This is a genomic window from Streptomyces sp. NPDC052079, from assembly GCF_040680275.1.
In the GTDB taxonomy this organism is placed as follows: Bacteria; Actinomycetota; Actinomycetes; order Streptomycetales; family Streptomycetaceae; genus Streptomyces.
This window is the reverse complement of sequence record NZ_JBFAWL010000008.1, coordinates 125,913-146,940: the sequence shown is the minus strand read 5'-3', so window position 1 is coordinate 146,940 and position 21,028 is coordinate 125,913. Positions and strand designations below refer to the sequence as shown.

At 72.9% G+C, this 21,028-nt stretch carries 23 protein-coding genes; 14 read left to right on the top strand and 9 right to left on the bottom strand.

Annotated features, from left to right (window positions below):
- On the bottom strand, positions 1-726 hold the full coding sequence (locus AB0L56_RS15710) for a response regulator transcription factor (protein WP_361034042.1): 726 nt from the start codon (positions 724-726) through the stop codon (positions 1-3).
- A gap of 104 nt (positions 727-830) precedes the next feature.
- On the opposite strand from AB0L56_RS15710, the gene AB0L56_RS15705 reads away from it, so the two are divergent.
- The 3 genes from AB0L56_RS15705 to AB0L56_RS15695 are packed head-to-tail and all read left to right on the top strand — an operon-like array spanning position 831 to position 2,865.
- Positions 831-1,553 (top strand): glycosyltransferase family 2 protein, encoded by a 723-nt coding sequence (locus AB0L56_RS15705; RefSeq protein WP_365423516.1) that lies wholly within the window; start codon positions 831-833, stop codon positions 1,551-1,553.
- Entirely contained in the window at positions 1,550-2,173 is a 624-nt protein-coding gene (locus AB0L56_RS15700; RefSeq protein WP_365423513.1) for a DUF2064 domain-containing protein, read from the top strand. The genes AB0L56_RS15705 and AB0L56_RS15700 overlap by 4 nt, the downstream gene beginning before the upstream one ends.
- A gap of 5 nt (positions 2,174-2,178) precedes the next feature.
- The gene (locus AB0L56_RS15695) at positions 2,179-2,865 is read left to right on the top strand and encodes a class I SAM-dependent methyltransferase (protein ID WP_365423510.1); all 687 of its coding nucleotides are present in this window, start codon (positions 2,179-2,181) and stop codon (positions 2,863-2,865) included.
- Between the two features lie 140 nt (positions 2,866-3,005).
- Here the strand turns inward: AB0L56_RS15695 and AB0L56_RS15690 are convergent, their stop codons facing one another.
- Complete coding sequence (locus AB0L56_RS15690) at positions 3,006-3,476, bottom strand: hypothetical protein (protein ID WP_365423507.1); 471 nt, start codon at positions 3,474-3,476, stop codon at positions 3,006-3,008.
- A 13-nt stretch (positions 3,477-3,489) separates the two neighbouring features.
- Complete coding sequence (locus tag AB0L56_RS15685; RefSeq protein ID WP_365423504.1) at positions 3,490-4,776, bottom strand: molybdopterin-dependent oxidoreductase; 1,287 nt, start codon at positions 4,774-4,776, stop codon at positions 3,490-3,492.
- 139 nt (positions 4,777-4,915) lie between these two features.
- On the opposite strand from AB0L56_RS15685, the gene AB0L56_RS15680 reads away from it, so the two are divergent.
- Positions 4,916-6,262, top strand: a complete 1,347-nt coding sequence (locus tag AB0L56_RS15680) for a hypothetical protein (protein ID WP_365423769.1) — start codon at positions 4,916-4,918, stop codon at positions 6,260-6,262.
- Positions 6,263-6,277: 15 nt separating this feature from the next.
- Here the strand turns inward: AB0L56_RS15680 and msrB are convergent, their stop codons facing one another.
- From msrB to AB0L56_RS15660, 4 genes are all read right to left on the bottom strand, one after another.
- Entirely contained in the window at positions 6,278-6,688 is a 411-nt protein-coding gene (gene msrB, locus AB0L56_RS15675; protein ID WP_361034024.1) for a peptide-methionine (R)-S-oxide reductase MsrB, read from the bottom strand.
- A 14-nt stretch (positions 6,689-6,702) separates the two neighbouring features.
- Complete coding sequence (gene murC, locus AB0L56_RS15670; RefSeq protein WP_365423500.1) at positions 6,703-8,091, bottom strand: UDP-N-acetylmuramate--L-alanine ligase; 1,389 nt, start codon at positions 8,089-8,091, stop codon at positions 6,703-6,705.
- 80 nt (positions 8,092-8,171) lie between these two features.
- Positions 8,172-8,645 (bottom strand): indole-3-glycerol phosphate synthase, encoded by a 474-nt coding sequence (locus AB0L56_RS15665; RefSeq protein WP_365423497.1) that lies wholly within the window; start codon positions 8,643-8,645, stop codon positions 8,172-8,174.
- Between the two features lie 202 nt (positions 8,646-8,847).
- Entirely contained in the window at positions 8,848-9,642 is a 795-nt protein-coding gene (locus AB0L56_RS15660; protein ID WP_365423494.1) for a pyrimidine reductase family protein, read from the bottom strand.
- Positions 9,643-9,676: 34 nt separating this feature from the next.
- On the opposite strand from AB0L56_RS15660, the gene zapE reads away from it, so the two are divergent.
- The 3 genes from zapE (at position 9,677) to AB0L56_RS15645 (ending at position 13,360) form a co-directional block, all read left to right on the top strand.
- Positions 9,677-10,780, top strand: coding sequence for a cell division protein ZapE (zapE, locus tag AB0L56_RS15655; protein ID WP_365423766.1), 1,104 nt, complete (start codon positions 9,677-9,679; stop codon positions 10,778-10,780).
- A 250-nt stretch (positions 10,781-11,030) separates the two neighbouring features.
- The gene (locus tag AB0L56_RS15650) at positions 11,031-11,876 is read left to right on the top strand and encodes a slipin family protein (RefSeq protein ID WP_365423491.1); all 846 of its coding nucleotides are present in this window, start codon (positions 11,031-11,033) and stop codon (positions 11,874-11,876) included.
- Positions 11,877-11,965: 89 nt separating this feature from the next.
- Positions 11,966-13,360, top strand: a complete 1,395-nt coding sequence (locus AB0L56_RS15645; protein ID WP_361034010.1) for a PhoX family protein — start codon at positions 11,966-11,968, stop codon at positions 13,358-13,360.
- A gap of 112 nt (positions 13,361-13,472) precedes the next feature.
- On the opposite strand, the gene AB0L56_RS15640 is transcribed toward AB0L56_RS15645, so the two are convergent.
- Positions 13,473-13,958, bottom strand: a complete 486-nt coding sequence (locus AB0L56_RS15640) for an SRPBCC domain-containing protein (protein ID WP_361034007.1) — start codon at positions 13,956-13,958, stop codon at positions 13,473-13,475.
- Positions 13,955-14,362 carry a metalloregulator ArsR/SmtB family transcription factor gene (locus AB0L56_RS15635; RefSeq protein WP_365423487.1) on the bottom strand — a complete coding sequence of 136 codons (408 nt, stop codon included), beginning with the start codon at positions 14,360-14,362 and terminating at the stop codon, positions 13,955-13,957. Before AB0L56_RS15635 ends, AB0L56_RS15640 begins: the two co-directional genes overlap by 4 nt.
- A gap of 97 nt (positions 14,363-14,459) precedes the next feature.
- Here AB0L56_RS15635 and AB0L56_RS15630 point away from each other — a divergent pair, with 97 nt between their 5' ends.
- The 7 genes from AB0L56_RS15630 to AB0L56_RS15600 all read left to right on the top strand — a co-directional run bounded on the left by AB0L56_RS15630 (position 14,460) and on the right by AB0L56_RS15600 (position 20,995).
- Positions 14,460-15,983 (top strand): FAD-dependent oxidoreductase, encoded by a 1,524-nt coding sequence (locus tag AB0L56_RS15630; protein WP_365423484.1) that lies wholly within the window; start codon positions 14,460-14,462, stop codon positions 15,981-15,983.
- A 93-nt stretch (positions 15,984-16,076) separates the two neighbouring features.
- A complete protein-coding gene (locus AB0L56_RS15625; RefSeq protein WP_361033998.1) occupies positions 16,077-16,916 on the top strand; it encodes a polysaccharide deacetylase family protein in 840 nt (279 codons plus the stop codon).
- An 18-nt stretch (positions 16,917-16,934) separates the two neighbouring features.
- Positions 16,935-17,120, top strand: coding sequence for a hypothetical protein (locus tag AB0L56_RS15620; protein ID WP_361033995.1), 186 nt, complete (start codon positions 16,935-16,937; stop codon positions 17,118-17,120).
- 55 nt (positions 17,121-17,175) lie between these two features.
- Complete coding sequence (locus AB0L56_RS15615) at positions 17,176-17,892, top strand: aminoacyl-tRNA hydrolase (RefSeq protein WP_365423480.1); 717 nt, start codon at positions 17,176-17,178, stop codon at positions 17,890-17,892.
- Between the two features lie 47 nt (positions 17,893-17,939).
- Positions 17,940-18,485: a VOC family protein gene (locus AB0L56_RS15610; RefSeq protein WP_365423477.1), complete on the top strand. Its 546-nt coding sequence runs from the start codon at positions 17,940-17,942 to the stop codon at positions 18,483-18,485.
- Positions 18,469-19,272 (top strand): MerR family transcriptional regulator, encoded by an 804-nt coding sequence (locus tag AB0L56_RS15605; RefSeq protein WP_365423474.1) that lies wholly within the window; start codon positions 18,469-18,471, stop codon positions 19,270-19,272. The genes AB0L56_RS15610 and AB0L56_RS15605 overlap by 17 nt, the downstream gene beginning before the upstream one ends.
- Before the next feature lie 115 nt (positions 19,273-19,387).
- Complete coding sequence (locus AB0L56_RS15600) at positions 19,388-20,995, top strand: alpha/beta hydrolase (protein WP_365423472.1); 1,608 nt, start codon at positions 19,388-19,390, stop codon at positions 20,993-20,995.
- Positions 20,996-21,028 lie beyond the last annotated feature (33 nt).

The following is a 21,028-nucleotide window of genomic DNA, read 5'->3' as shown; positions in this document are numbered from 1 at the left end:
TCACTCCTCCCCGGTGCCGGCGGGGTCGAAGCGGTAGCCCACGCCCCACACGGTCTGCACGATCCGGGGCCGCGCGGGATCGTCCTCGATCTTGCCGCGCAGCCGCCGCACATGGACGGTCACCGTCGACAGGTCGCCGAAGTCCCAGCCCCACACCTCCCGCATCAGCTCCTCCCGCGCGTACGCCCGCCCGGGGTTGCGCAGGAAGAAGGCGAGGAGGTCGAACTCCCGTATGGTGAGGGAGAGTTCCGCCCCGTTCTTGGTGGCCCGGCGCGCGGCGGGGTCGACGGCGAGGCCGGCCGCCCGCAGCAGACCGGACGCGACGGCCGGGGCGGGGCGGGTGCGGCGCAGTACGGACTCGACGCGCAGAACGAGTTCGCGCGGGCTGAACGGCTTGGTGACGTAGTCGTCGGCGCCCACCTCCAGGCCGAGGATGCGGTCGTCCTCGTCGCCCCGCGCGGTGAGCATGATCACCGGCACGGGACCGTGACCGCGTATCCGGCGGCACACCTCCAGGCCGTCCATGCCGGGCAGCATGAGGTCGAGGACGACGAGGTCGGGCCGGTGCGCCGCCGCGCGGGCGAGCGCGTCGGGGCCGTCACCGGCCCGGTCGACGACGTATCCGGCGCGGTCGAGGTAGCCCGTGACGATCTCGGCGACGGTGGGGTCGTCGTCGACGACGAGCACCCGGGCTCCGGCCCCGGCGTGGGGTGGTCGCTGTTCCATGCGGCCAGCCTGGCACCACGCGCGCGCGAGGGGTGCGGGCCGGTCGCCGACGTCCGTGTTTCGTAAGGAGTCGATGTCCGGTACGCCCGCTTTGTCTTCGTAGGGTGAGAGCCGTGACCACCTCCTCTCCCGCCCCGGAACCGCAACCGGTGTCCGTGGACGTCGTCCTTCCCTGTCTCGACGAGGCCGCGGCGCTGCCGTGGGTGCTGGAACGCATCCCGCCCGGCTGGCGCGCCCTCGTCGTGGACAACGGCTCCTCGGACGGCTCGGACCGCATCGCCCGCGAGCTCGGCGCGACCGTCGTGCACGAGGAACGGCGCGGTTTCGGCGCCGCCTGCCACGCCGGGCTGACCGCCGCCACGGCCGACATCGTCTGCTTCTGCGACTGCGACGCCTCCCTGGATCCCGCCGATCTGGTGCCCTTCGTCCATGAACTCCGGGCGGGGGCCGCCGACCTGGTGCTGGGCCGGCGCCGGCCGCGGGCGCGCGGCGCCTGGCCGGTCCACGCCCGCGCGGGCAACCTTGCCCTGTCCCGGCTGCTGCGCCGCCGTACCGGACTGCGGCTGCGCGACCTCGGCCCGCTGCGGGCGGCCCGGCGCGAGGAGTTGCTCGCCCTGAACCTGACCGACCGGCGCGGCGGCTATCCGCTCCAGATGGTGGTGCGCGCCGCCGACGCCGGCTGGCGCGTCACCGAGCACGACGTTCCGTACGCGCCGCGCACCGGCGCTTCCAAGGTGACGGGCACCTGGCGCGGCACCTGTCAGGCGGTACGGGACATGAGCCGGGTACTGCACGAGCCGCGGGTGCGCGAGGAGGTGGCCCGGTGACGCCGGCGCCGCCCGTGACGCTGCTCGTCATCGCCAAGGAGCCCCGCCCGGGCCGGGTGAAGACCCGGCTGACCCCGCCGTTCACCCCCGAGGAGGCGGCGGGGCTCGCCGAGGCCGCGCTCGCGGACACGCTGGACGTGGTGGCGCGCACTCCCGCGCGGCGCCGGGTGCTGGTGCTGGACGGGACGCCGGGGCCCTGGCTGCCGGCCGGCGTCGAGGTCGTACCGCAGTGCGCGGGCGGCCTCGACGAACGGCTGGCCGCCGCGTTCGGCGGGTGCGACGGACCCGCTCTCCTCATCGGCATGGACACCCCTCAGGTGACGCCGCACCTGCTCACGGTGGATTTCGCCGACTGCGACGCGTACTTCGGTCCCGCCGAGGACGGCGGCTTCTGGGCGCTGGGCCTGGCCGAACCCGACCCGGGACTGCTGCGCGGTGTGCCGATGTCGACGCCGGGCACGGGCGCGGCACAACGGCGACGGCTCGCGCATCTGCGGGTGCGGGACCTTCCGCGGCTGCGGGACGTGGACACCGCCGACGACGCGGCCGTGGTGGCGGGTGCGGCCCCGGACGGACGGTTCGCCGCGCGGCTGGCCCGGCTGACGGCGGCCCGCCGGTGAGCGGCGTGCGTGCGGCGGCAGGCCCGGGACACCAGCGCACGGCCCCCGCGGTCGAACGCGCCTGGTCCGCCGACCCCTACGCCGACGCCCTGCACGCCGGCCGGGGGCCGCTGTTCCTGCGCCGCGCCGACGGATGGCTGCTGCCCCTGGACGTGGAACGCTGGTGCGCGGGGGCCGACGCGGCCGACCTGGAGGTGCTGCGGCGCTGCGAGGGCCCGGTGCTGGACGTGGGCTGCGGACCGGGGCGGCTGGTCGCGGCGCTGGGCGCCCGGGGGCACCGCGCGCTCGGCATCGACGTCAGCGTGGCCGCGGTCGCGCACACCGTCGGGCGGGGCGGGCAGGCGCTCCTGCGCTCCGTCTTCGACCCGTTGCCCGGCACCGGACGCTGGGGCACCGCGCTGCTCATCGACGGCAACATCGGCATCGGCGGCGACCCGGCCGCCCTGCTGCGGCGGCTCGCCCAACTCCTCGCGCCGGGGGGCCTGCTGATCGCCGAGACGGCTCCCCACCCGGACGTCGACGAACGCGCCCTGGTCCAGATCACCGACGCGAACGGCACCCCTGGCGCCCCCTTCCCGTGGGCCCGCGTGGGCACCCCGGCCCTCCTCCGCCACGCGAGAACCACGCACTGGCGCCCCACCGCCCAGTGGTCAACCCCCGAACGCACCTTCGTCGCCCTGCGCCGGGAGTAACCCCGCTCTTTCAGCCCGTCTGGGGGTACCCCCTCAGGGGGAGTTTGAGGACGAGGCCCGAAGGGCCGAAAGGGGGGTCTGGGGGCGCAGCCCCCAGGGACGGGACGGGAAGGGGCGGCGGGGGCGACAACACCCCACCGTCAACCCGACCCACGCCCCCTCCCCACACGCCAGGCGAACACCACCGCCGACCCCCCGAACAGCACCGCCGTGATCACCAGCCACCGCCCCAGGTATCCCTCCGCCGACTGCCCCGCCACCCCCGCATACCGCTCCGACACCCGCCCACTGATCAGCGGAAACCACACCAGCAGCAACACCCCCGACAACGCACAAGGCACCCGCACATAATTGACCCACGCCCGCCGCCGCCCCGCCCCCTTCACCAGCACCCGGTCGACCCCCGCGTACAGCGGCAGCAACACCAGGTCATGCACCACCGCCGCCCCCACGAACCACAACGCGATCAGCACCCAGTCCCCGTCGAGCAACCGCACCCCCGCGTACGCGCACAGGGCGAACGAGCACAGCAGCACGCACAGCTGGAACGGGCTGCCGAGCACGGAACGGGGGTCCCGCCCTCGCCCCCGCACACGCACACGCACCACCATCAGCCTCCTCACCTCACAACTCACCGAACGTCAGCCCCGCGACCCACTTGGTGTTGAGCACACCGGGAGCAGCGGGCACGATGATCCGGGCCGGATACCCGTGATCCAGGGTCAGCTCCTCGCCGTTCACGAACAGGGCCAGCAGCGAACGCGGGTCGCCCACCTGGTTCGCACGCAGCGCGATACGGCGGAAGGGACCACGACGCTGCAGCGACTCCACGAACACGTCGACCGCGTCGTCATGGCCGACGAGCGCCGCGAGGTCCCGCAGCCGCACGCCCCGCCACCACTGGTCGGAGGTGGACCAGCCCTCCACGCACGCGATGGGCAGATCGGCGCTGTGCAGCGGCAGGCCGAGCAGGTCGGCCCTGCTGAGCCGTACGGTGCCGGAGCGTCCGCCGACGGTCAGCCGCCACGCCTCCTCGCTGGTCTCGTCGGCGCGGATCCCTACGTACGCGGCGGTCTTGTTGATCTGGAAGCCCGCCGGTCCGCCGCCGGGTTCGGGGCCGCCGTGCGGGGTGAGGACGGCGGTCTCGCGCAGCGGTGCGTCGAAGTTGCGCCCGGCCGAGGTGGCGAGGAGGAGCAGCGAGCCGCCGCCGACCAGCCCGAACGCGCCCCGCCGCGAGACGGTCGGCCGGTCGGGCCGTGGAGCGGCGAGCTCATCGGCCGTCCCGTCGGCGGCCCCGTCGGTCACCGAGGAACCGCCCCCCTCCCGCATGGCCCGCAGATTGCGGAACGCCACCGGCGCCTTCAGCACCACATGGGCGAGGAACGCCCCGAAGAACACCCAGGCGCCGTAGAAGTGCAGGGGGTAGAAGGAGCCGGGGAAGACGTAGTCGAGCTGGATGTTGAGGATGCCCGTGACGAACTCGAACAGCGCCCCGCCGACGAGCAGCAGCAGCGAGATCCGCTCCAGCGCGTGGGTGAGCGAGCGGGCCGGCGGGAGGGTGAACAGCCTGGGCACCACCGACCACAGTTTGGCCAGCAGCACCGGCACGAGCCCGAGGCCAAGGGTGACGTGAACGCCCTGGGTGAGCCGGTACAGCCACGGCGGGTCGGTGGGCCAGGAGAAGAGGTAGAAGCCGAGAAGCCCCTTGTCCGGAGTCATGTCGTTCACCGGTGACAGATCCGGGTTGTAGGCCGCGTACGACAGGAGTCCCGTCACGAACAGGATCGTGATGCCGGCGAGGAGAACCACCCCGAGGACCGAGGTGAACCGGGTGCCGCGCAGCGGGCTGCGCCAGAAGTCCGGCGCGAACGGGCCGCGCGCGGGAGGGGTGCGGAGGAAAGACCGAGCCATGTGCCGACCGTAGATGCGCACCACCCCCGAGAGGGTCAGGCAACGATGACGAAACGCTGACATCCGCCCTCGTCAGCCGGTCGCGCCCGCTCCCCGGGCCTAGCGTGACGGCGTGAACCGCGATCTCCTCCGTACCGACCTGCCCGTCCGTGCCGCCCCTCGCGGCGGGCTTGTCCGCGATCTGTCCGCCGTCGGCGCGGCCGCTCTGCTCGTCCTGGCCGCCGCCGTGATCGGCACCCGCATCCAGGACCGTTACGGCACACTGCGGGTGAACTGGCCGCCGCTGGTGGGCGACTGGATGCCGCACACCGGTCCGGGCACTCCGGCCGCGCTGGTCGTCGCCGCCGCCGTCGTGGCGTACGGCCCCGCCCTGGCCGCCCGGTTGTCCTGGCGGCCCCTGCTGCTCACGGCATGGGGGACGTCACTGGCGTGGACATGGTCGCTGGCCCTCGTCGACGGCTGGTCCCGGGGTGTCGCCGAGCGGCTGACCACCCGGCACGAATATCTGCGGGTCATCGACCGTTTCGGTGACATCCCCGCGGCGCTGCGGGATTTCAACGGCCACATCCTGATCGGCACCCCGGACAACTGGCCCGCGCACGTCGCCGGGCATCCGCCGGGCGCCACCCTCACCTTCGTCCTGCTGGACCGGATCGGTCTGGGCGGGGGCGGATGGGCCGGGGCCTTCGTCATCACCGTCGGCACCACGGCGGCGGCCGCGATCCTGATCGCGGTACGCCGGCTCGCCGACGAGCCGCTCGCGCGCCGCGCCGCGCCCTTCCTGGTCCTGGCCCCGGGCGCGGTGTGGGTGGGCACCTCCGCCGACGGCTGGTTCACGGCCGTCATCGCCTGGGCCGTCGCCCTGCTGGCCCTCGCCGTCACGGGGCACCGGCCGGCCTGGACCGGCTTCGGCTCCGGGCTGCTGTTCGGCGTCACGATGTATCTGTCGTACGGGCTCACCCTGTTCGCGGTGACCGCCGCCGCGGTGCTGCTGCTGGGCGGGCGGCGGCTGCGGCCCCTGGCGTACGCGGCCGCCGGGTTCCTGGTCGTGCCGGTCGTGTTCACGGCCCTGGGATTCGACTGGTGGGAGGCGTACCGGCTGCTGGTGACCCGCTACTACCAGGGGGCGGGCGGGGTGCGGCCCTACGGGTACTGGGTCTGGGCCAATCTGGCCTGCGCGGTGCTGGTGGTCGGCCCGGCGACGGTGGCGGGGCTGCGCCGGGCGGGTGCCGTGTCGGCCGGGTCCAGGACCCTGCTCCCCCGCTCCCCAGCTCCCCGTCTGGCCCTGCTCGTGCTCTCCGCGCTCCTGGCGCTGCTGATCGCCGATCTGTCGGGGATGAGCAAGGCGGAGACGGAACGCATCTGGCTGCCGTTCGCGTTCTGGCTGCTCCCCGCCTGTGCCCTGCTGCCCGGCCCGCGCGCCTGGCTGGCCGGGCAGGCCGTTCTCGCCCTGCTCCTCAACCACCTGGTCCTGACGTGGTGGTGAGGAGCGGGCCGCGGATCAGCGCTCGGCGGCGGGCTGCAGCCGGAGCGAGATGCTGTTGATGCAGTACCGCTGGTCGGTGGGCGTCGGATATCCCTCGCCCTCGAACACGTGCCCGAGGTGCGACCCGCAGCGGGCACACCGCACCTCGGTCCGCACCATGCCGTGCGACCGGTCCTCGACCAGCTCCACGGCGTCGCTGTCCCTCGGGTCGTAGAAGGAGGGCCAGCCGCAGTGGGACTCGAACTTGGTGTCCGAGGTGAACAGCTCGGCGCCGCACGCGCGACAGGAGTAGACGCCCTCGGTCCTGGTGTCGGTGTACTCACCGGTGAAGGCCGGTTCCGTGGCCGCCTCGCGCAGCACCGCGTACTCGGACGGCGAGAGTTCCGCGCGCCACTGCTCGTCCGGCTTCTCGACGTCGTACGGCATGAGCTTCCAGCCCCTTACTTCGACAGACGGTCCAGGATCCGCGGGCCGAGGTCGGTGACGTCGCCCGCTCCCATGGTGAGAACGAGATCACCGGGCTTCGCCATTCCCGCCACCACGTCGGGGATCTCCGTCTTGTCGTGGACGGCCGTCACGTCCGCGCCGGCCGCCCGGGCGGCCTCGATGATCAGCTCGCTGGTGACGCCGGGGATCGGGTCCTCGCGGGCCGGGTAGATGTCCAGCACCACCGAGGCGTCGGCCAGGGACAACGACCGGCCCATCTCCTTGCCCAGCTCCTGGGTGCGGGAGAACAGATGGGGCTGGAAGACGACGAGGATGCGGGCGTCACCGGCGGCGGAGCGCATCGCCTCCAGGTCGGCGGTCATCTCGGTCGGGTGGTGCGCATAGGAGTCGACGACCTGGACGCCGGCGGCCTCGCCCTTGAGCTGGAGGCGCCGCTTCACACCGGTGTACGCGGCCAGTGCGGGGGCCAGCTCTGCGGCCGGGATGCCGAGTGCGGCGCCCGCGGCGAGCGCGGCCACGGCGTTGTGCGCGTAGTGCCGTCCGGGGACGGACACGGTGAAGGTGAGCGGGGCGCCGTCCAGCTCGACGGTGACCTCGCTCTTCAGCCCCTGCGGTACGACGGACAGCACCCGTACGTCGGCGTCCTCCGCCTCGCCGTACGTCACCGTCCGCACCGAGCCGTCCAGCCGTCGGGTCAGCTCGCGGGCGCCCTCGTGGTCGGCGGAGATCACCAGGGTGCCGCCGGGCACGATCCGGCCGACGAACGTCTCGAAGGACTGGTGGATTTCCTCCATGGACGCGTAGTTCGCGTGGTGGTCCAGCTCCACGTTGAGGATGATCGCGACCTCGGGCGCGTACTTGTGGAAGCTGCGGTCCGACTCGTCCGCCTCGGCGACGAAGATCTCGCCCTCGCCGTGCAGCGCGTTGGAGCCGGGGGCGTCCAGGTCGCCGCCGATCGCGTACGACGGCTCCCGGCCCAGCTCGGTGAGGGAGACGGCCAGCATGGAGGTGGTGGTGGTCTTGCCGTGGGTGCCGGCCACCGCGATCGGCCGCAGGCCCTCCATCACGGCGGCAAGGGCGTCGGAGCGGTGCACCACCGGAATGCCCAGCTCATGCGCGCGGAGCAGTTCGGGGTTGTCCTCGCGGATCGCCGAGGAGACGACCACACAGCTGGCGTCGTCGGCCAGGTGCCCGGCGGCGTGGCCGATGTGCACGGTGGCGCCGTGGGCGCGCAGGGCGTCGGCGGTCGGGGAGTCCTTGGCGTCGCTGCCGGCCACCTTGGCGCCGCGCTGCGCGAGGATCTTGGCGATGCCCGACATCCCGGCGCCGCCGATGCCGATGAAGTGCGGTCGGTCCATGGCGGTAGGAAGGCCGGGTGCCATGCGTGTTCTCCCAGTGGTGCGACGAGCGGTACGACGGTCTTCGCGCCCCCGCCGGGGACCCGGGAGAGCGCCGCCCCAGCCTATGCCTTGCTGTGGGAGAAGAGTTTCAGTACCGGCACCCCGACCCTGTGCCGTGCCCGGGACGCCCAGTCCCGGTGGAAGAACTCCTCCACGTAGTGCGGGTCGGTCAGCACGATCACCTCGTCGGCGCCGACCTCTTCCACCATCGCCTTCAGCGCGTCCAGGGGATGGTCCTCGACGAGCCGGCCGTCCGCCGTGTCACCGGTGGTGCGCAGGGCCTGCAGGGACACCTCGAGGGCGCGTTCCCCCATGCTCTGGGCGTCCTCGCCCTCGGGCGTCCCGCCCTCGCGGACGGCCTCGTCGATCTCACCGAGCGCGACGTCGTCGATGGCTCTCAGCAGCCGGTCGGCCTGTTCGCCGCGCGGCTGGAGCAGCACGTGGAAGGAGACCGGCTCGTCGCCGTGCAAGGTGGTGAGGAACTCCACGTCGGCGGACGTCAGGGCCTTCTCGATCATCAGTACGCTTGTGAACACCAGGCGCCCCTTCTCGTCGGAGGACCCCCGGGTCCTCTCCGCTCCGAGGGCCGAGCCAGGCCCCGCGGAAACCATCCTGCCCCGTGTTCGCACGGGTACTGCCGGAATCAGTGTTGCCGCTTCCCGCGCGGAGCGGCTGTGTCCGTTCCGCCGATCGCCGGACCGGCGGCGTCCTCGAACGCTCTCGCTCCCCTCCCGGACCTCAGGCCCGCTGGTACCGGGTGAACAGGAAACCGTCTTCCTCCAACATCGACTTCAGCGTGAGACGCCGCGGAAGTGTCACTGACGGTCCACCGGCAATGCGCTGAGCGTCACCCGCGGTGAGCATCGGGGAGAGGGTCAGACAGAGCTCGTCCAGCACCCCGGCCGCCACCGTCTGGCCCAGCAGCCGCGGCCCGCCCTCGGTCAGCAGCCGGGTGTGTCCCAGGTCCGCGAGCGCCCGCACCGCCCGCGCGGGGTCCACCGCCGCCCCCTCCCCGGCGACGACGACCCGGGCGCCGGCCCTCTCGGCGGCGGCGACCCGGTCCGGGTCGGCACCGGCGCCGGTCAGGACCAGCGTGGGCACCAGGGGGGAGGTGAACAGCGGCAGCGAGAAGTCCAGGTCCAGGCTCGCCGTCACCACGGCGATCACGGGCGCCGGTCCCTGCCCGGCCGCCTCCCGGGCCGCCGCGAACTCGGCACGCGCGCGTGCCGGACGGTAGCCCTCCCGGCGTACGGTCTCCGCGCCGACGACCACGACGTCCGCGAGGGCCCGCAGCACACCGAAGATCCGCATGTCGGCAGGGCAGGAGATGGGCTGCGAGCGGCCGTCGTGCTGGGCGGCGCCGTCCAGGGTGGAGACCATGTTCCCCCGCAGCCACGGCTCCCGGCCCCCGGGCCCCGGCTCGGGATAGGCGTACGCGGCGGCCAGCTCGGCCAGGGTCCACTCACGGCCGTCCGCCCCGCCGGGAGCTGCTGTTTCTTCCGTCACGTCGGGCACGGGGAACAGGCGTCGCATGTCACGCAGTCTTCCACGACACGTACGATGAGGGATCGTGTCGTCCTCCACCGCCTCCCGTCCCGGTCCGATAGCCGACGTGGCTCCGCTGTCCCTGTGCGCCCGCGAGCCGCACGTCCCCGCGGACCGGCTCGTCGCCGAGATGGTGCCGCCGCCCCGGTTCGACGCCGTGCGCTTCGCCACCTACCTCCCCGACCCCAACCAGCCGAGCCAGACCGAGGCCGTACGCGTCCTCGAGGGCTTCGCGGCGGGACTGGACGGGGCGCCGGGCGGTGACTCGGGGCGACGCAGGCTGTTCGGCTTCGGCAAGGCGGCGAAGAAGGCCCCGGCCGGGCCGCGCGGCGTCTACCTCGACGGCGGCTACGGCGTCGGCAAGACGCATCTGTTGGCCTCCCTGTGGCACGCCACCCCGGCCGAACCCGCCCTCAAGGCGTTCGGGACCTTCGTGGAGCTGACCAACCTGGTGGGCGCGCTCGGCTTCCAGCAGACCGTGAAGACCCTCTCCGGGCACCGTCTGCTGTGCATCGACGAGTTCGAGCTGGACGATCCGGGCGACACCGTGCTGGTCTCCACCCTGCTCGGCAAGCTGGTCGAGGCGGGCGTCGCACTCGCCGCCACCTCGAACACACTGCCGGGCAAGCTGGGCGAGGGCCGGTTCGCGGCGGCGGACTTCCTGCGCGAGATCCAGGGCCTGTCCGCCCACTTCCGCGCCCTGCGCATCGACGGCGAGGACTACCGCCACCGGGGCCTGCCCGAGGCGCCGCCGCCGTACTCCGACGAGCTGGTGACCAGGACCGCGCACGCCACCGAGGGAGCCTCGCTCGATGCCTTCCCCGACCTGCTGGACCACCTGGCCAAGGTCCACCCCAGCCGCTACGGCGCCCTGACCGACGGCCTCCGCGCGGTGTGCCTCACCGGGGTGCGTCCGGTACCGGACCAGTCGACCGCCCTGCGCCTCGTCGTCCTCGCGGACCGGCTCTACGACCGCGAGGTGCCCGTACTGGCCTCGGGCCTGCCCTTCGACCGCCTCTTCAGCGAGGAGATGCTGAAGGGCGGCTACCGCAAGAAGTACTTCCGCGCCATCTCCCGCCTCACAGCCCTGGCCCGAGACGCGGCCGGCCTTACGGACACGCGGTGACCCCATAGGGGCGCGGGGCTGTATACACCTGCGGCTCCGCCGCGCGGGCGCAAAACGGGGGTCCGGGGGCAGCGCCCCCGGGGACGATGGGGGTCCCCCCGCTCGAGCGAAGCCGAGAGTGGGGGAGGGAAGGGGCGGCGGGGGCGAAAACACACACCATCCCCACCCACCATGGCCCCACCGGACCACCGGGCATATCGTTGCAGAAGCAGACGAAGCGCACCCCAAGACCTCTGAACGGGAGGTCGCCATGGTCGAGGAACTGCTCACCGCAGCCGCAGGCGTCGGCGCCGCAGGCGCCACCTACCTCCTCGCCGCCGCACGCATCGTCAAGCAGTACGAACGCGGCGTCGTCTTCCGCCTCGGCCGCCTCCGCGGCCGCCCACGGCCACCCGGCTTCACCCTGATCGTCCCGGTCGTGGACCGGCTGCACAAGGTCAACCTGCAGATCGTCACGATGCCGGTCCCGGCCCAGGAGGGCATCACCCGCGACAACGTGACGGTACGCGTGGACGCGGTCGTCTACTTCAAGGTCGTCGACGCCCCCGCGGCGCTCGTCAACGTCGAGGACTACCGCTTCGCCGTCTCCCAGATGGCACAGACCTCGCTGCGTTCGATCATCGGCAAGAGCGACCTCGACGACCTGCTGTCGAACCGCGAGAAGCTCAACCAGGGCCTGGAGCTGATGATCGACAGCCCCGCGGTCGGCTGGGGCGTGCAGATCGACCGGGTCGAGATCAAGGACGTCTCCCTGCCCGACACGATGAAGCGGTCCATGGCCCGCCAGGCCGAGGCCGACCGCGAGCGCCGCGCCCGCGTCATCAACGCCGACGCCGAACTGCAGGCGTCCAAGAAGCTCGCCGAGGCGGCCCAGCAGATGGCCGAAACCCCCTCCGCGCTCCAACTGCGCCTGCTGCAGACCATCGTCGCGGTCGCCGCCGAGAAGAACTCCACCCTCGTCCTGCCCTTCCCGGTGGAACTCCTGCGCTTCCTGGAACGCGCCCACCAGCAGACGCCCGGGGATCCCCCGGCGGACGCCGACGAAGCACCGCCGGGACCTCCCACGGCCCCTCCCCCATCCCCTCCCGTGCCGTGACACGTGCTACGCGCGTGGTTCCCGTGACCGGCAGCAGGTGATAGACACTGCGGGGTCACAGTCCTGTCCGCCAGCAGGAAGGTTTCCCCATGTCAGAAACCGGGTCCCCCACCGGCTCCCCGGCGACACGGCGTCAGATGCTCGCGCGTTCCGGTGCCCTGGGCATCGGAATCGCCTTCACCGGCGCCCTCTCCGAACTCTTCACCGGCACCGCCGGCGCCCACAACCTCGGCCACCGCGGCTACGGCCCCCTGGTCCCCGACCCCGACGGACTGCTCGACCTGCCGAAGGGCTTCCGCTACAAGGTGCTCTCCCGTGAGGGCGACCAACTGCGCTCCGGCGAGGGCCCGGTCCCCTCCAACCACGACGGCATGGCGGCGTTCGCCGGCCGTCACGGCCGTGTCCATCTGGTCCGCAACCACGAGAACCGGGCCAACGGCAGAGCCCCGGTCCCGGTGATCGAGGGCCTGACCTACGACCCGGAGGGCAAGGGCGGCTGCACGGCGCTGACCCTGGACCACCGCGGCCGGGTGCTGTCGGAACGGGTCGCGATCGCCGGTACGGCCGTCAACTGCGCGGGCGGTCCGACCCCTTGGGACACCTGGCTGACCTGCGAGGAGACCGAGGACAAGGCCGGCACCAACGGCTACACCAAGGACCACGGCTTCATCTTCGAGGTCGACGGCGCCGACCCGCGCCGCACGGGCGCCGTACCGCTGACCGCGATGGGCCGCTTCCAGCACGAGGCCGTCGCCGTGGACCCCAAGCGCGGTGTGGTCTACGAGACCGAGGACGCATTCGAACGGCCCTTCGGCCTGTTCTACCGGTTTCTGCCGAAGAAGCCCCTGGGTGGCACCGGATCGCTGCGCGCGGGCGGCCGGCTCCAGGCGATGCGGGTGCCGGGCGTGCCCGACCTGTCGTCGATCCAGGAGACGGGAGCCCGTTTCGACGACATCGAGTGGGTCGACGTACCGGACCCGCTGGCCGCCGAAACGCCCATCCGCCACCAGGACTTCGGCCCGAAGGGCATCACCCACGCGCAGAAGCTGGAGGGCTGCTACTGGGGCGGGCGCTCGGTCTACTTCGTCTCGTCCTTCGCCCGCAGCGCCGAGGGTTCGGCCGGGGACCACTACGGCCAGATCTGGCGGTACGACCCGGACCGGCGCCGGCTGACCCTGGTGATCGTCTTCGGCCCGGACACCGACATCCAGCTGCCCGGCGAGTCACCGGACAACATCTGCCTGGCGCCCAGCGGCGGTCTGATGGTGTGCGAGGACGGCGGCGGCGCCCAGCATGTCTACGGTGTCACCCGGCACGGTGAGGTCTATGCGGTGGCCCGCAACCGTCAGAACACGAACACGCCCGAGGACCCGGAGTGGGGCGAGTTCGCCGGTGTCACCTTCTCCCCGGACGGCGACACGATGTACGTCAACTGCTACGACCCGGGCACGACGTTCGCCGTGACGGGACCCTGGCGCAGTTGACATCTTCTCTTCCCGGCGGCTGCGACCGGGGCCGGAGGCCGCTCGCGGGCCCTCCCGCCCCGGATCGCGGCCCTCTCGCCCCGGATCGCGGCCCTCCCGCCCCGCTCGGGGTTCACTTCGCCAGCAGGGCGTCCATCTGCCCGACGGCCTGGGTCATCCCCTCCACCATGCCCATCTCGGCCAGCTGCTCCATCTGCTCCCGGGTGTCGAACACGGACCGCAGTTCCATCCGCGTACCGCCCTCGCGCTCGGTGAGCGTCATCCGCACATCGGTGGTCGGCATCTCCGGGTTGGGCTTGCCGTCCTCGCCGGAGAAGCCGTCGGTGAACTCGAGGGCCGTCGGCGGCGTGACGGAGGAGACGCGCCACCAGCCGCCGTACTTCTCACCCTCGGGGCCGGTCATGTAGTACTTCATGCCGCCCCCGGGCGTCAGATCGTGCTCCTCGAAGGTCGCCGGGTAGCCCGGCGGGCCCCACCAGCGCTCCAGCTGCCGGGGGTCGGCCCACAGCTGCCACACCCGCTCCACCGGGGCGGTGAAGTCGGCGACGAGCGTGAGGGTGAGGTGATCGACGTCCTTGTCCACGCTGGTCACAGTCATCCGTCCGGTCCTTTCGTCGTGTTCTCGTCGGGGTCCGGGGCGTCCGGGCCCTCGCCGCCGTCGGCGTCCTCGGCCAGCAGACCGGACATCCGGTCCACCCGGGCGCGCCAGGCCGACTCCAGCTCGTCCAGGGCCTGCCGGGCCCGGCCCACCGCTTCGGGGTCGGTGCGCACGAGCTGCTCCCGTCCGCGTCGTTCCTTGGTGACCAGACCGGCCCGCTCCAGCACCGTGACGTGTTTCTGCACCGCGGCGAAGCTCATCGGGTAGGCCGCGGCCAGACGTGACACGGACAGCTCACCCCGGACACAGCGGCGCAGTATGTCGCGCCGCGTCCCGTCGGCCAGGGCATGGAACAGCCGGTCCACGGCTGCGCCCGTCTCATCCGTCATCCCATCTACAACCATTTGGTTGTACGTTAGTCCGGTCCCGCCCGTCCCGCAACCGGAGCAACCGGAGCCCCCGGCCCACTGAAACGGTACATAGCGGGGTACTCGGCCCCGCATGACGGAGAAACTGCAGGCCGGCGACTCCTACTGGCTTCGGACCGCGCCCGGCGGACGGCATCCCGCCCTGACCGACGATCTCGAGGTCGACGTGGCCGTGATCGGCGGGGGCGTCGCGGGACTGTGCACCGCGCGGGAGCTGACCCGGGCCGACCGAAGCGTCGCGGTCCTGGAGGCCGGGCGGATCGCGGCGGGCGTCACCGGACACACCACGGCCAAGGTCACCGCCCAGCACGCACTGATCTACGACAAGCTGCGCCGCACCCGCGGCAGCGAGGGCGCGCGGCTGTACGCCCGTTCGCAGTCCGAGGCGATCGAGCACACGGCCGGCGTCGTGGCGGATCTGGGCATCGACTGCGAGTGGGAGCGCCGCAGCGCCTACACCTTCGTCCGGGACAAGCGCGGGGTGGAGCAGCTCCGCGCGGAGGCGCGCGCCGCGCGGGAGGCGGGGCTGCCGGCCTCGTTCGTGACGGAGACCGGACTGCCGTTCCCGGTGGCGGGGGCGGTCGAGGTGACCGGCCAGGCCCAGTTCCATCCGCGCAAGTACCTGCTCGCCCTCGCCGACGACATCGTCACGCACGGCGGACTCATCCGCGAGGACACCGCCGTCCTCGGCCTGGACGAGGGCGCGCCGTGCCGCCTGTCGACGTCGTCCGGGGCCACGGTGACGGCCCGCGACGTCGTGGTCGCCACCCACTACCCGGTCTTCGACCGGGCGCTGATGTTCGCCCGGCTCTCGCCGCGCCGCGAGCTGGTCGTCGCCGGGCCGATCCCGGCGTCCCAGGACCCGGACGGTATGTACATCACCCCCGAGAAGAACACCCGTTCGGTGCGCACGGCCCCCTACGGCGACGACGGCACCCGCCGCCTCCTGGTGGTCACCGGCGAGTCCTTCACACCAGGCACCGGCGACACCCGGGTCCGCTTCGACCGGCTCTCCACCTGGACCCGCACCGCCTTCCCCGGGGTGGAGCTCACCCACTCCTGGGCCACCCAGGACAACGTTCCCACCGACACCGTGCCGCTCGTCGGCCCGCTGCACCCGGGCGCCCGGCACACCTACGTCGCCACCGGTTTCAGCGCCTGGGGGCTGAGCAGCGGCATGATGGCGGGCCTGCTGCTCACCGCGCAGATCACCGGTGCGCCGTGCGAGTGGAGCGGCCTGTACGACCCGCGCCGCCTGGCCTCCACCGTGCGCGAGGCGCCGTCCTTCCTCAAGCACCAGGCGCAGGTGGCCCAGCACTTCGTCGGCGACCGGCTGCGTCCGTCCCCGCCGGTCGAGGCGCTGCCGCCGGGCGAGGGCGCGGTGGTCCGGGCCGACGGCGGCCGGCTGGCGGTCCACCGCGACGACGACGGTGCCCTGCACGCCCTCTCGGCCCGCTGCACCCATATGGGCTGCCTGGTCGGCTTCAACGCCGCCGAACGCGCCTGGGAGTGCCCGTGCCACGGCTCCCGCTTCGACACGGACGGCAAGGTCATCCACGGCCCGGCGACCCGCCCCCTGGAGCGGCGCGACATCTGAGCCGGACAGGACGCGCCGCCGACCGGGTGAGACTCGTCGCCCCGCTCTCCCTCGCCACACATATGTCCCCACAACGCCTCATACCGTCATACGGTGATCACATGTACACGTGGTGCGGTCGCCGTCGGCGTGCTGGCCGCCGCCCTCACCGCATGCGCCACCGTCCACCCCCAGCAACCGCCCCGCCCCGCGCCCACCGCGTCCCCCGCGGTCCGGGCGGCGCCCACCCTCGCCCCGGGTCCCGGGGGCCTGACCCCGGTCTTCCGCCACGGCCCGCGGGGCGGCGACCGGACGGTCGCCCTCACCTTCGACGCCGACATGACCGCCGACCAGGGCCCGAGGGCCGCGGCGGGCGAGCACTTCGACCACCCGCAGCTCATCGCCGCCCTGCGCGCGCTGAAGGTGCCGGCCACGGTGTTCATGACGGGCCGATGGGCCGAGGAGTACCCGGACCAGGCCCGCGCCCTCGGCCGGGACCCGCTCTTCGAGGTCGCCAACCACTCCTACAGCCACTACGCCTTCACCGGCGACTGCTACGGCCTGCCGACCGTCCCCGCCGAGGGGATGCGGGCCGACGTGGAGCGGGCGTACGCGGTCTTCCGGAAGGTGGGCGTGCGCAATCCGATGCCGTACTTCCGCTTCCCCGGCGGCTGTTACGACCGGGAGGCGCTGAAGGCCCTGGTCCCGGCCGGTGTCACGGCCGTGCAGTGGGACGTGGTCGGCGGCGACGCCTTCGCCACGGACGCGGACGCGGTGGCCCGGCAGGTGCTGGACGGCGTCCACCCGGGCTCGGTGGTCGTCCTGCACTGCACCCGCAGCGCCGCCCCGACGACGGAACGGGCCGTCCGGAGGATCGTCCCCGAGCTGCGCCGCCAGGGCTACCGCTTCGTCAAGGTGTCCGAACTGATCGGGGCCGCCGGCGGACGGGGCTGACCGTCCTACGCTGGAGACATGAGCGACACCGACAACGACTACTGCCTGATCGACGTGGCCAGGCCGCCCAAGGCGGACGGGCCGCCGTACGCGGCGTGTGTGCAGTGCGGGGAGCCGACGGAGTACCCGGAGTCGTACAAGGGCATCACCCTGTGCCCGGTCTGCGAATGGCGGGAAGCCGAACGCACCTCCTGCTCGGGCTGACGCACCTCCTGCTCGGGCTGACGAAGGGGCCGCGCGGCTTGGCACACTGGGCTCCGTGAGCACTTACCCGTCTTCCGCCGCCGACAGCCCCTTCCGCCCCGACCCCAGCGACCGCGACACGGCACCGCAGTTCGTGCTGCCCCTGGTCGTCCGCATCGAACGGGCGGCACCCCCGGCCCGTACGGACGCCCTGGAGACGGCGGCCCGGGCGGTCCTGGTGATGCTGGCCGACGAGCGCTCGGCCGGCGAGGGCGACTGGGCGCAGGCCATGCGCGACTGGCAGGACGGCCGCATCCGCAAGGTGGTGCGCCGGGCACGCGGCGCGGAGTGGCGCCGCGCGGAGGCGCTCCCCGGCATCACGGTCACCGGCAAGTCCGCCGAGGTCCGTGTCTTCCCGCCGGTCCCGCTGGACGGCTGGCCCAAGGCCCTGGCCCGCCTCCAGGTCTCCGGCACCGACCTCGACGACCCCGAGCCGGTCCCCTCGGCGGACCCCGGCGTCCCCACCCTCTGGCTCAACCCCGAGCTCGGCATGTCGGCCGGCAAGGCCATGGCCCAGGCGGGGCACGGCGCCCAACTGGCCTGGTGGGAGCTGTCGCCCGAGGCCCGCAGGGCCTGGCAGGACACGGGTTTCCCGCTCAGCGTCCGCACCGCGTCCCCGTCCCGCTGGCCCGCGCTGACCGCGAGCGGCCTCCCCATGGTCCGCGACGCGGGCTTCACGGAGATCGCCCCGGGCTCCTGCACGGTGGTGGCGGACCATCCGGCACTGCGGTGAGGACCGGGCTTGACCCTCACGCCGCGTGAGGCCGGAGGGTGGGCGGCATGAGCGACTACTACGACGCTTTCGAGATCAGTCCCGTCCCCGCCCCCGGCCCGGACGCGGTGGCGCCGGAGCCGTTCCGCGGCATCTACGGCATGCCCGCGTTCGCGACCGTCCCCACCGGCGACCTGGCCGCTTCGGCGGACTTCTGGGTGCGCGGGCTCGGGTTCTTCGAGCTGTTCGCCATCCCCGGCACCCTGGTGCATCTGCGCCGGTGGGCGTTCCAGGACGTACTCCTCGTCGCCGCGGAAAGCGTTCCGGAGCGGGCACCGGCGATGAGCATCAGCTTCGCCTGCGTGCTCGACCAGGTGGACTCCCTGGTCGAGGCCTGTCGCGCGTTGCGTCCGGACTCGGTCGACGGTCCCCGGGACACCCCCTGGAACACCCGCGACATCACGGTGATCACCCCGGAGAACGCACGGATCGTCCTCACCGCGGCGAAACCCTACGACCCGGCCAGTCAGGAGGCACACAACCTTGCAGCCATCGGAATCACCCCGCCGGACACCGGGCGCGGCGACCACGGGGAGCATGCCCGGGGCCGGTGACGCCGATGGCCTGACCGTCGGTCAGGTCGCGACGCGCCTCGGCGTGACCGTCCGCGCGCTGCACCACTGGGACGAGATCGGGCTGGCGCGGCCGTCGCTGCGCACGGCCGCCGGCTACCGGCTCTACACCGCCGGTGACCTGGAACGCCTGCACCGCATCGTCATCTACCGGGAGATCGGTCTCGGCCTCGACCGGATCGGGGCGCTGCTGGACGACCCGGCCGCGGACGTGCCCGCCGCGCTGCGCGCACAGCGCGCCCAGGTCACCGAACGGATCGAGCGCCTCCAGCAGCTCGGCACGGGCCTGGACCGGATGATCGACGCCCATGAGCGGGGCCTGCTGGTGACCGCCGAGCAGCAGGCCGCGATCTTCGGCCCGGACTGGGATCCGGACTGGCCCGCCCAGGCCCGGCGGCGCTACGGAGACACCACACAGTGGCGGCAGTACGCCGAACGCGCGGCCACCCGGTCCCCGGAGGAGTGGCAGGCCGTGGCCGAGGCCATGGGCGAGCTGGAACGCGCCCTCGGCGATGCGATGGACGCCGGCGTCGCCCCGGGCAGCCCGGAGGCAGAGCGCCTCGTCGAGCGGCACCGCGAGGTCTTCGCCTCGTACTTCCCCCTCACCCGGCAGATGCAGGTCTGCCTCGGCCGTATGTACGAGACCGACCCGGGTTTCGCCACCCACTACGACGGCGTCCGCGCGGGCCTCGCCACCTGGTTCCGCCGCATCATCGACGCCGACGCACGCGCCCACGGCATCGACCCCGACACCGCGGCCTGGGAGTAGCGGGCGGGGCGCGGTGTGGCGCCGTTCGGGGGAAGGTGACGGGCACGGTCGGCGCCGTTCCCCCGGATGGACGTGCGACCGTGCGGAGGGAGTGGGGCGGCCGGAGGCTGGGCGCATGCCTAGAAGACCTGTGACAGCCGCAGCTGCCCTGGTCTCCGGTGCCGTACTGCTCTCCGCGTCCCTGGCCGCCTGTGGCGGGACCGGTGAGGGCAGTGCCGGTGGTGGAGGCGGGGGCGGCGGCGAGGAAAACGACCGCGGACGGATATGGGCGCAGTCCCTGAGCTGGAAGGACTGCCCCGCCCCGTCCCCCCTGCAAGGCGGAGGAAAGGCCCCCGGGCCGCTGCCGGACGGCACCCGGTGGCAGTGCGCCACCATGCAGTCGCCGCTGGACTGGGCCAAGCCGGCGGGCGAGACGATCGACGTCGCGCTGATCCGGGCCCGCGCCAGTGCGGACGACATCGGCGACCGGATCGGTTCACTGCTGTTCAACTTCGGCGGCGGTGAGTCCGGAGTCGCCACCCTGCCCGCCCTCGCCTCCGACTTCGAGAATCTCCGCACCCGCTTCGACCTGGTCGGCTTCGACCCGCGCGGGGTCGGCGCCAGCAACGGCGTCACCTGTCTGGACGCCAAGGCGATGGAGGAGATGTCCGAGCAGGACGACACCCCGGACGACGGCGACGACGAGGTGCAAGCCGTCCTGAAGAGCAAGGAGATGTACGCGCGGGCGTGCGCGCGGGAGTCGGGCCGCATGCTCCCGCACATCGGCACCGAGGACGCGGCCCGCGACATGGAGCTGATGCGGCACCTGCTGGGGGATCAGAAGCTGCACTACTTCGCCATGTCATACGGCACCGAACTCGGCGCTGTCTTCGCCCACCTGTTTCCGCGTCATGTCGGCCGTGCCGTCCTGGACGGGGTCGTCGACCCCACGCTCGACCAGATGGAGCAGGCGCTGGCGCAGGCCGGCGGGTTGCAACTGGCCTTCGAGCACTTCGGCCAATGGTGCGTCCGGACGGGCTGCCCGCTGGGCGACAGCGTCGACGAGGTGCAGAAACTCGTCATGGAGCTGGAGGCGGCGCTCGACGACAAACCGCTGGCCCTCGACGGGGACAGGGTGCTCACGGGTTCCCTCCTCCTCGACGCGGTCGTCCAAGCGCTCCACCTGGAGACGGCGTGGCCCGCCCTCGCGGCGGGGCTCGAACTGCTCGCCGGGGACGACGGCGCGACCGTGCTGAAGCTCGCCGACGCCCTGGGCGACCGCCACGCCGGCGTCTACAGCGACCAGCAGGACGCCCGCACCGCCATCACCTGCGCCGACCGCAGCGACCGCTACACCCTGGACGACATCCTGAAGATGGCCCCCACGTTCAAGGAGGCCTCACCGCTCTTCGGAGACACGATGGTGTGGGAAGCGCTGAAATGCACCGACTGGCCGGTACCCGGCACATCCGGCCGTCCCGACGTCCGGGCCCCCGGCGCGCCGCCCATCCTGCTCGTCGGCAACACCGGCGACCCCGCGACTCCGCACCAGGGCGCGGCCCGGATGGCCGAGCGGCTCGGCAAGGGCGTCGGCGTGGAACTCACCTACCAGGGCGAGGGCCACGGCGCGTACGACTCCGGCAACCGCTGTGTCCGCGACGCCGTCAACGCCTTCCTCCTCGACGGCAAGCTCCCGGCCCCCGGGAGCGTGTGCGCGCACGAACCGCTGAGCGGGAAGCATTGACATCCTCGCCGCCCTGAAGGACGGCGATTCCCG

Bases quoted from the DNA above. Each gene is read 5' to 3' on its own strand.
- AB0L56_RS15710 (WP_361034042.1), bottom strand. From the start codon at position 726: ATGGAACAGCGACCACCCCACGCCGGGGCCGGAGCCCGGGTGCTCGTC.
- AB0L56_RS15690 (WP_365423507.1), bottom strand. From the start codon at position 3,476: ATGGTGGTGCGTGTGCGTGTGCGGGGGCGAGGGCGGGACCCCCGTTCC.
- AB0L56_RS15685 (WP_365423504.1), bottom strand. From the start codon at position 4,776: ATGGCTCGGTCTTTCCTCCGCACCCCTCCCGCGCGCGGCCCGTTCGCG.
- msrB (WP_361034024.1), bottom strand. From the start codon at position 6,688: ATGCCGTACGACGTCGAGAAGCCGGACGAGCAGTGGCGCGCGGAACTC.
- murC (WP_365423500.1), bottom strand. From the start codon at position 8,091: ATGGCACCCGGCCTTCCTACCGCCATGGACCGACCGCACTTCATCGGC.
- AB0L56_RS15660 (WP_365423494.1), bottom strand. From the start codon at position 9,642: ATGCGACGCCTGTTCCCCGTGCCCGACGTGACGGAAGAAACAGCAGCT.
- AB0L56_RS15650 (WP_365423491.1), top strand. From the start codon at position 11,031: ATGGTCGAGGAACTGCTCACCGCAGCCGCAGGCGTCGGCGCCGCAGGC.
- AB0L56_RS15645 (WP_361034010.1), top strand. From the start codon at position 11,966: ATGTCAGAAACCGGGTCCCCCACCGGCTCCCCGGCGACACGGCGTCAG.
- AB0L56_RS15640 (WP_361034007.1), bottom strand. From the start codon at position 13,958: ATGACTGTGACCAGCGTGGACAAGGACGTCGATCACCTCACCCTCACG.
- AB0L56_RS15635 (WP_365423487.1), bottom strand. From the start codon at position 14,362: ATGGTTGTAGATGGGATGACGGATGAGACGGGCGCAGCCGTGGACCGG.
- AB0L56_RS15630 (WP_365423484.1), top strand. From the start codon at position 14,460: ATGACGGAGAAACTGCAGGCCGGCGACTCCTACTGGCTTCGGACCGCG.
- AB0L56_RS15620 (WP_361033995.1), top strand. From the start codon at position 16,935: ATGAGCGACACCGACAACGACTACTGCCTGATCGACGTGGCCAGGCCG.
- AB0L56_RS15610 (WP_365423477.1), top strand. From the start codon at position 17,940: ATGAGCGACTACTACGACGCTTTCGAGATCAGTCCCGTCCCCGCCCCC.
- AB0L56_RS15605 (WP_365423474.1), top strand. From the start codon at position 18,469: ATGCCCGGGGCCGGTGACGCCGATGGCCTGACCGTCGGTCAGGTCGCG.
- AB0L56_RS15600 (WP_365423472.1), top strand. From the start codon at position 19,388: ATGCCTAGAAGACCTGTGACAGCCGCAGCTGCCCTGGTCTCCGGTGCC.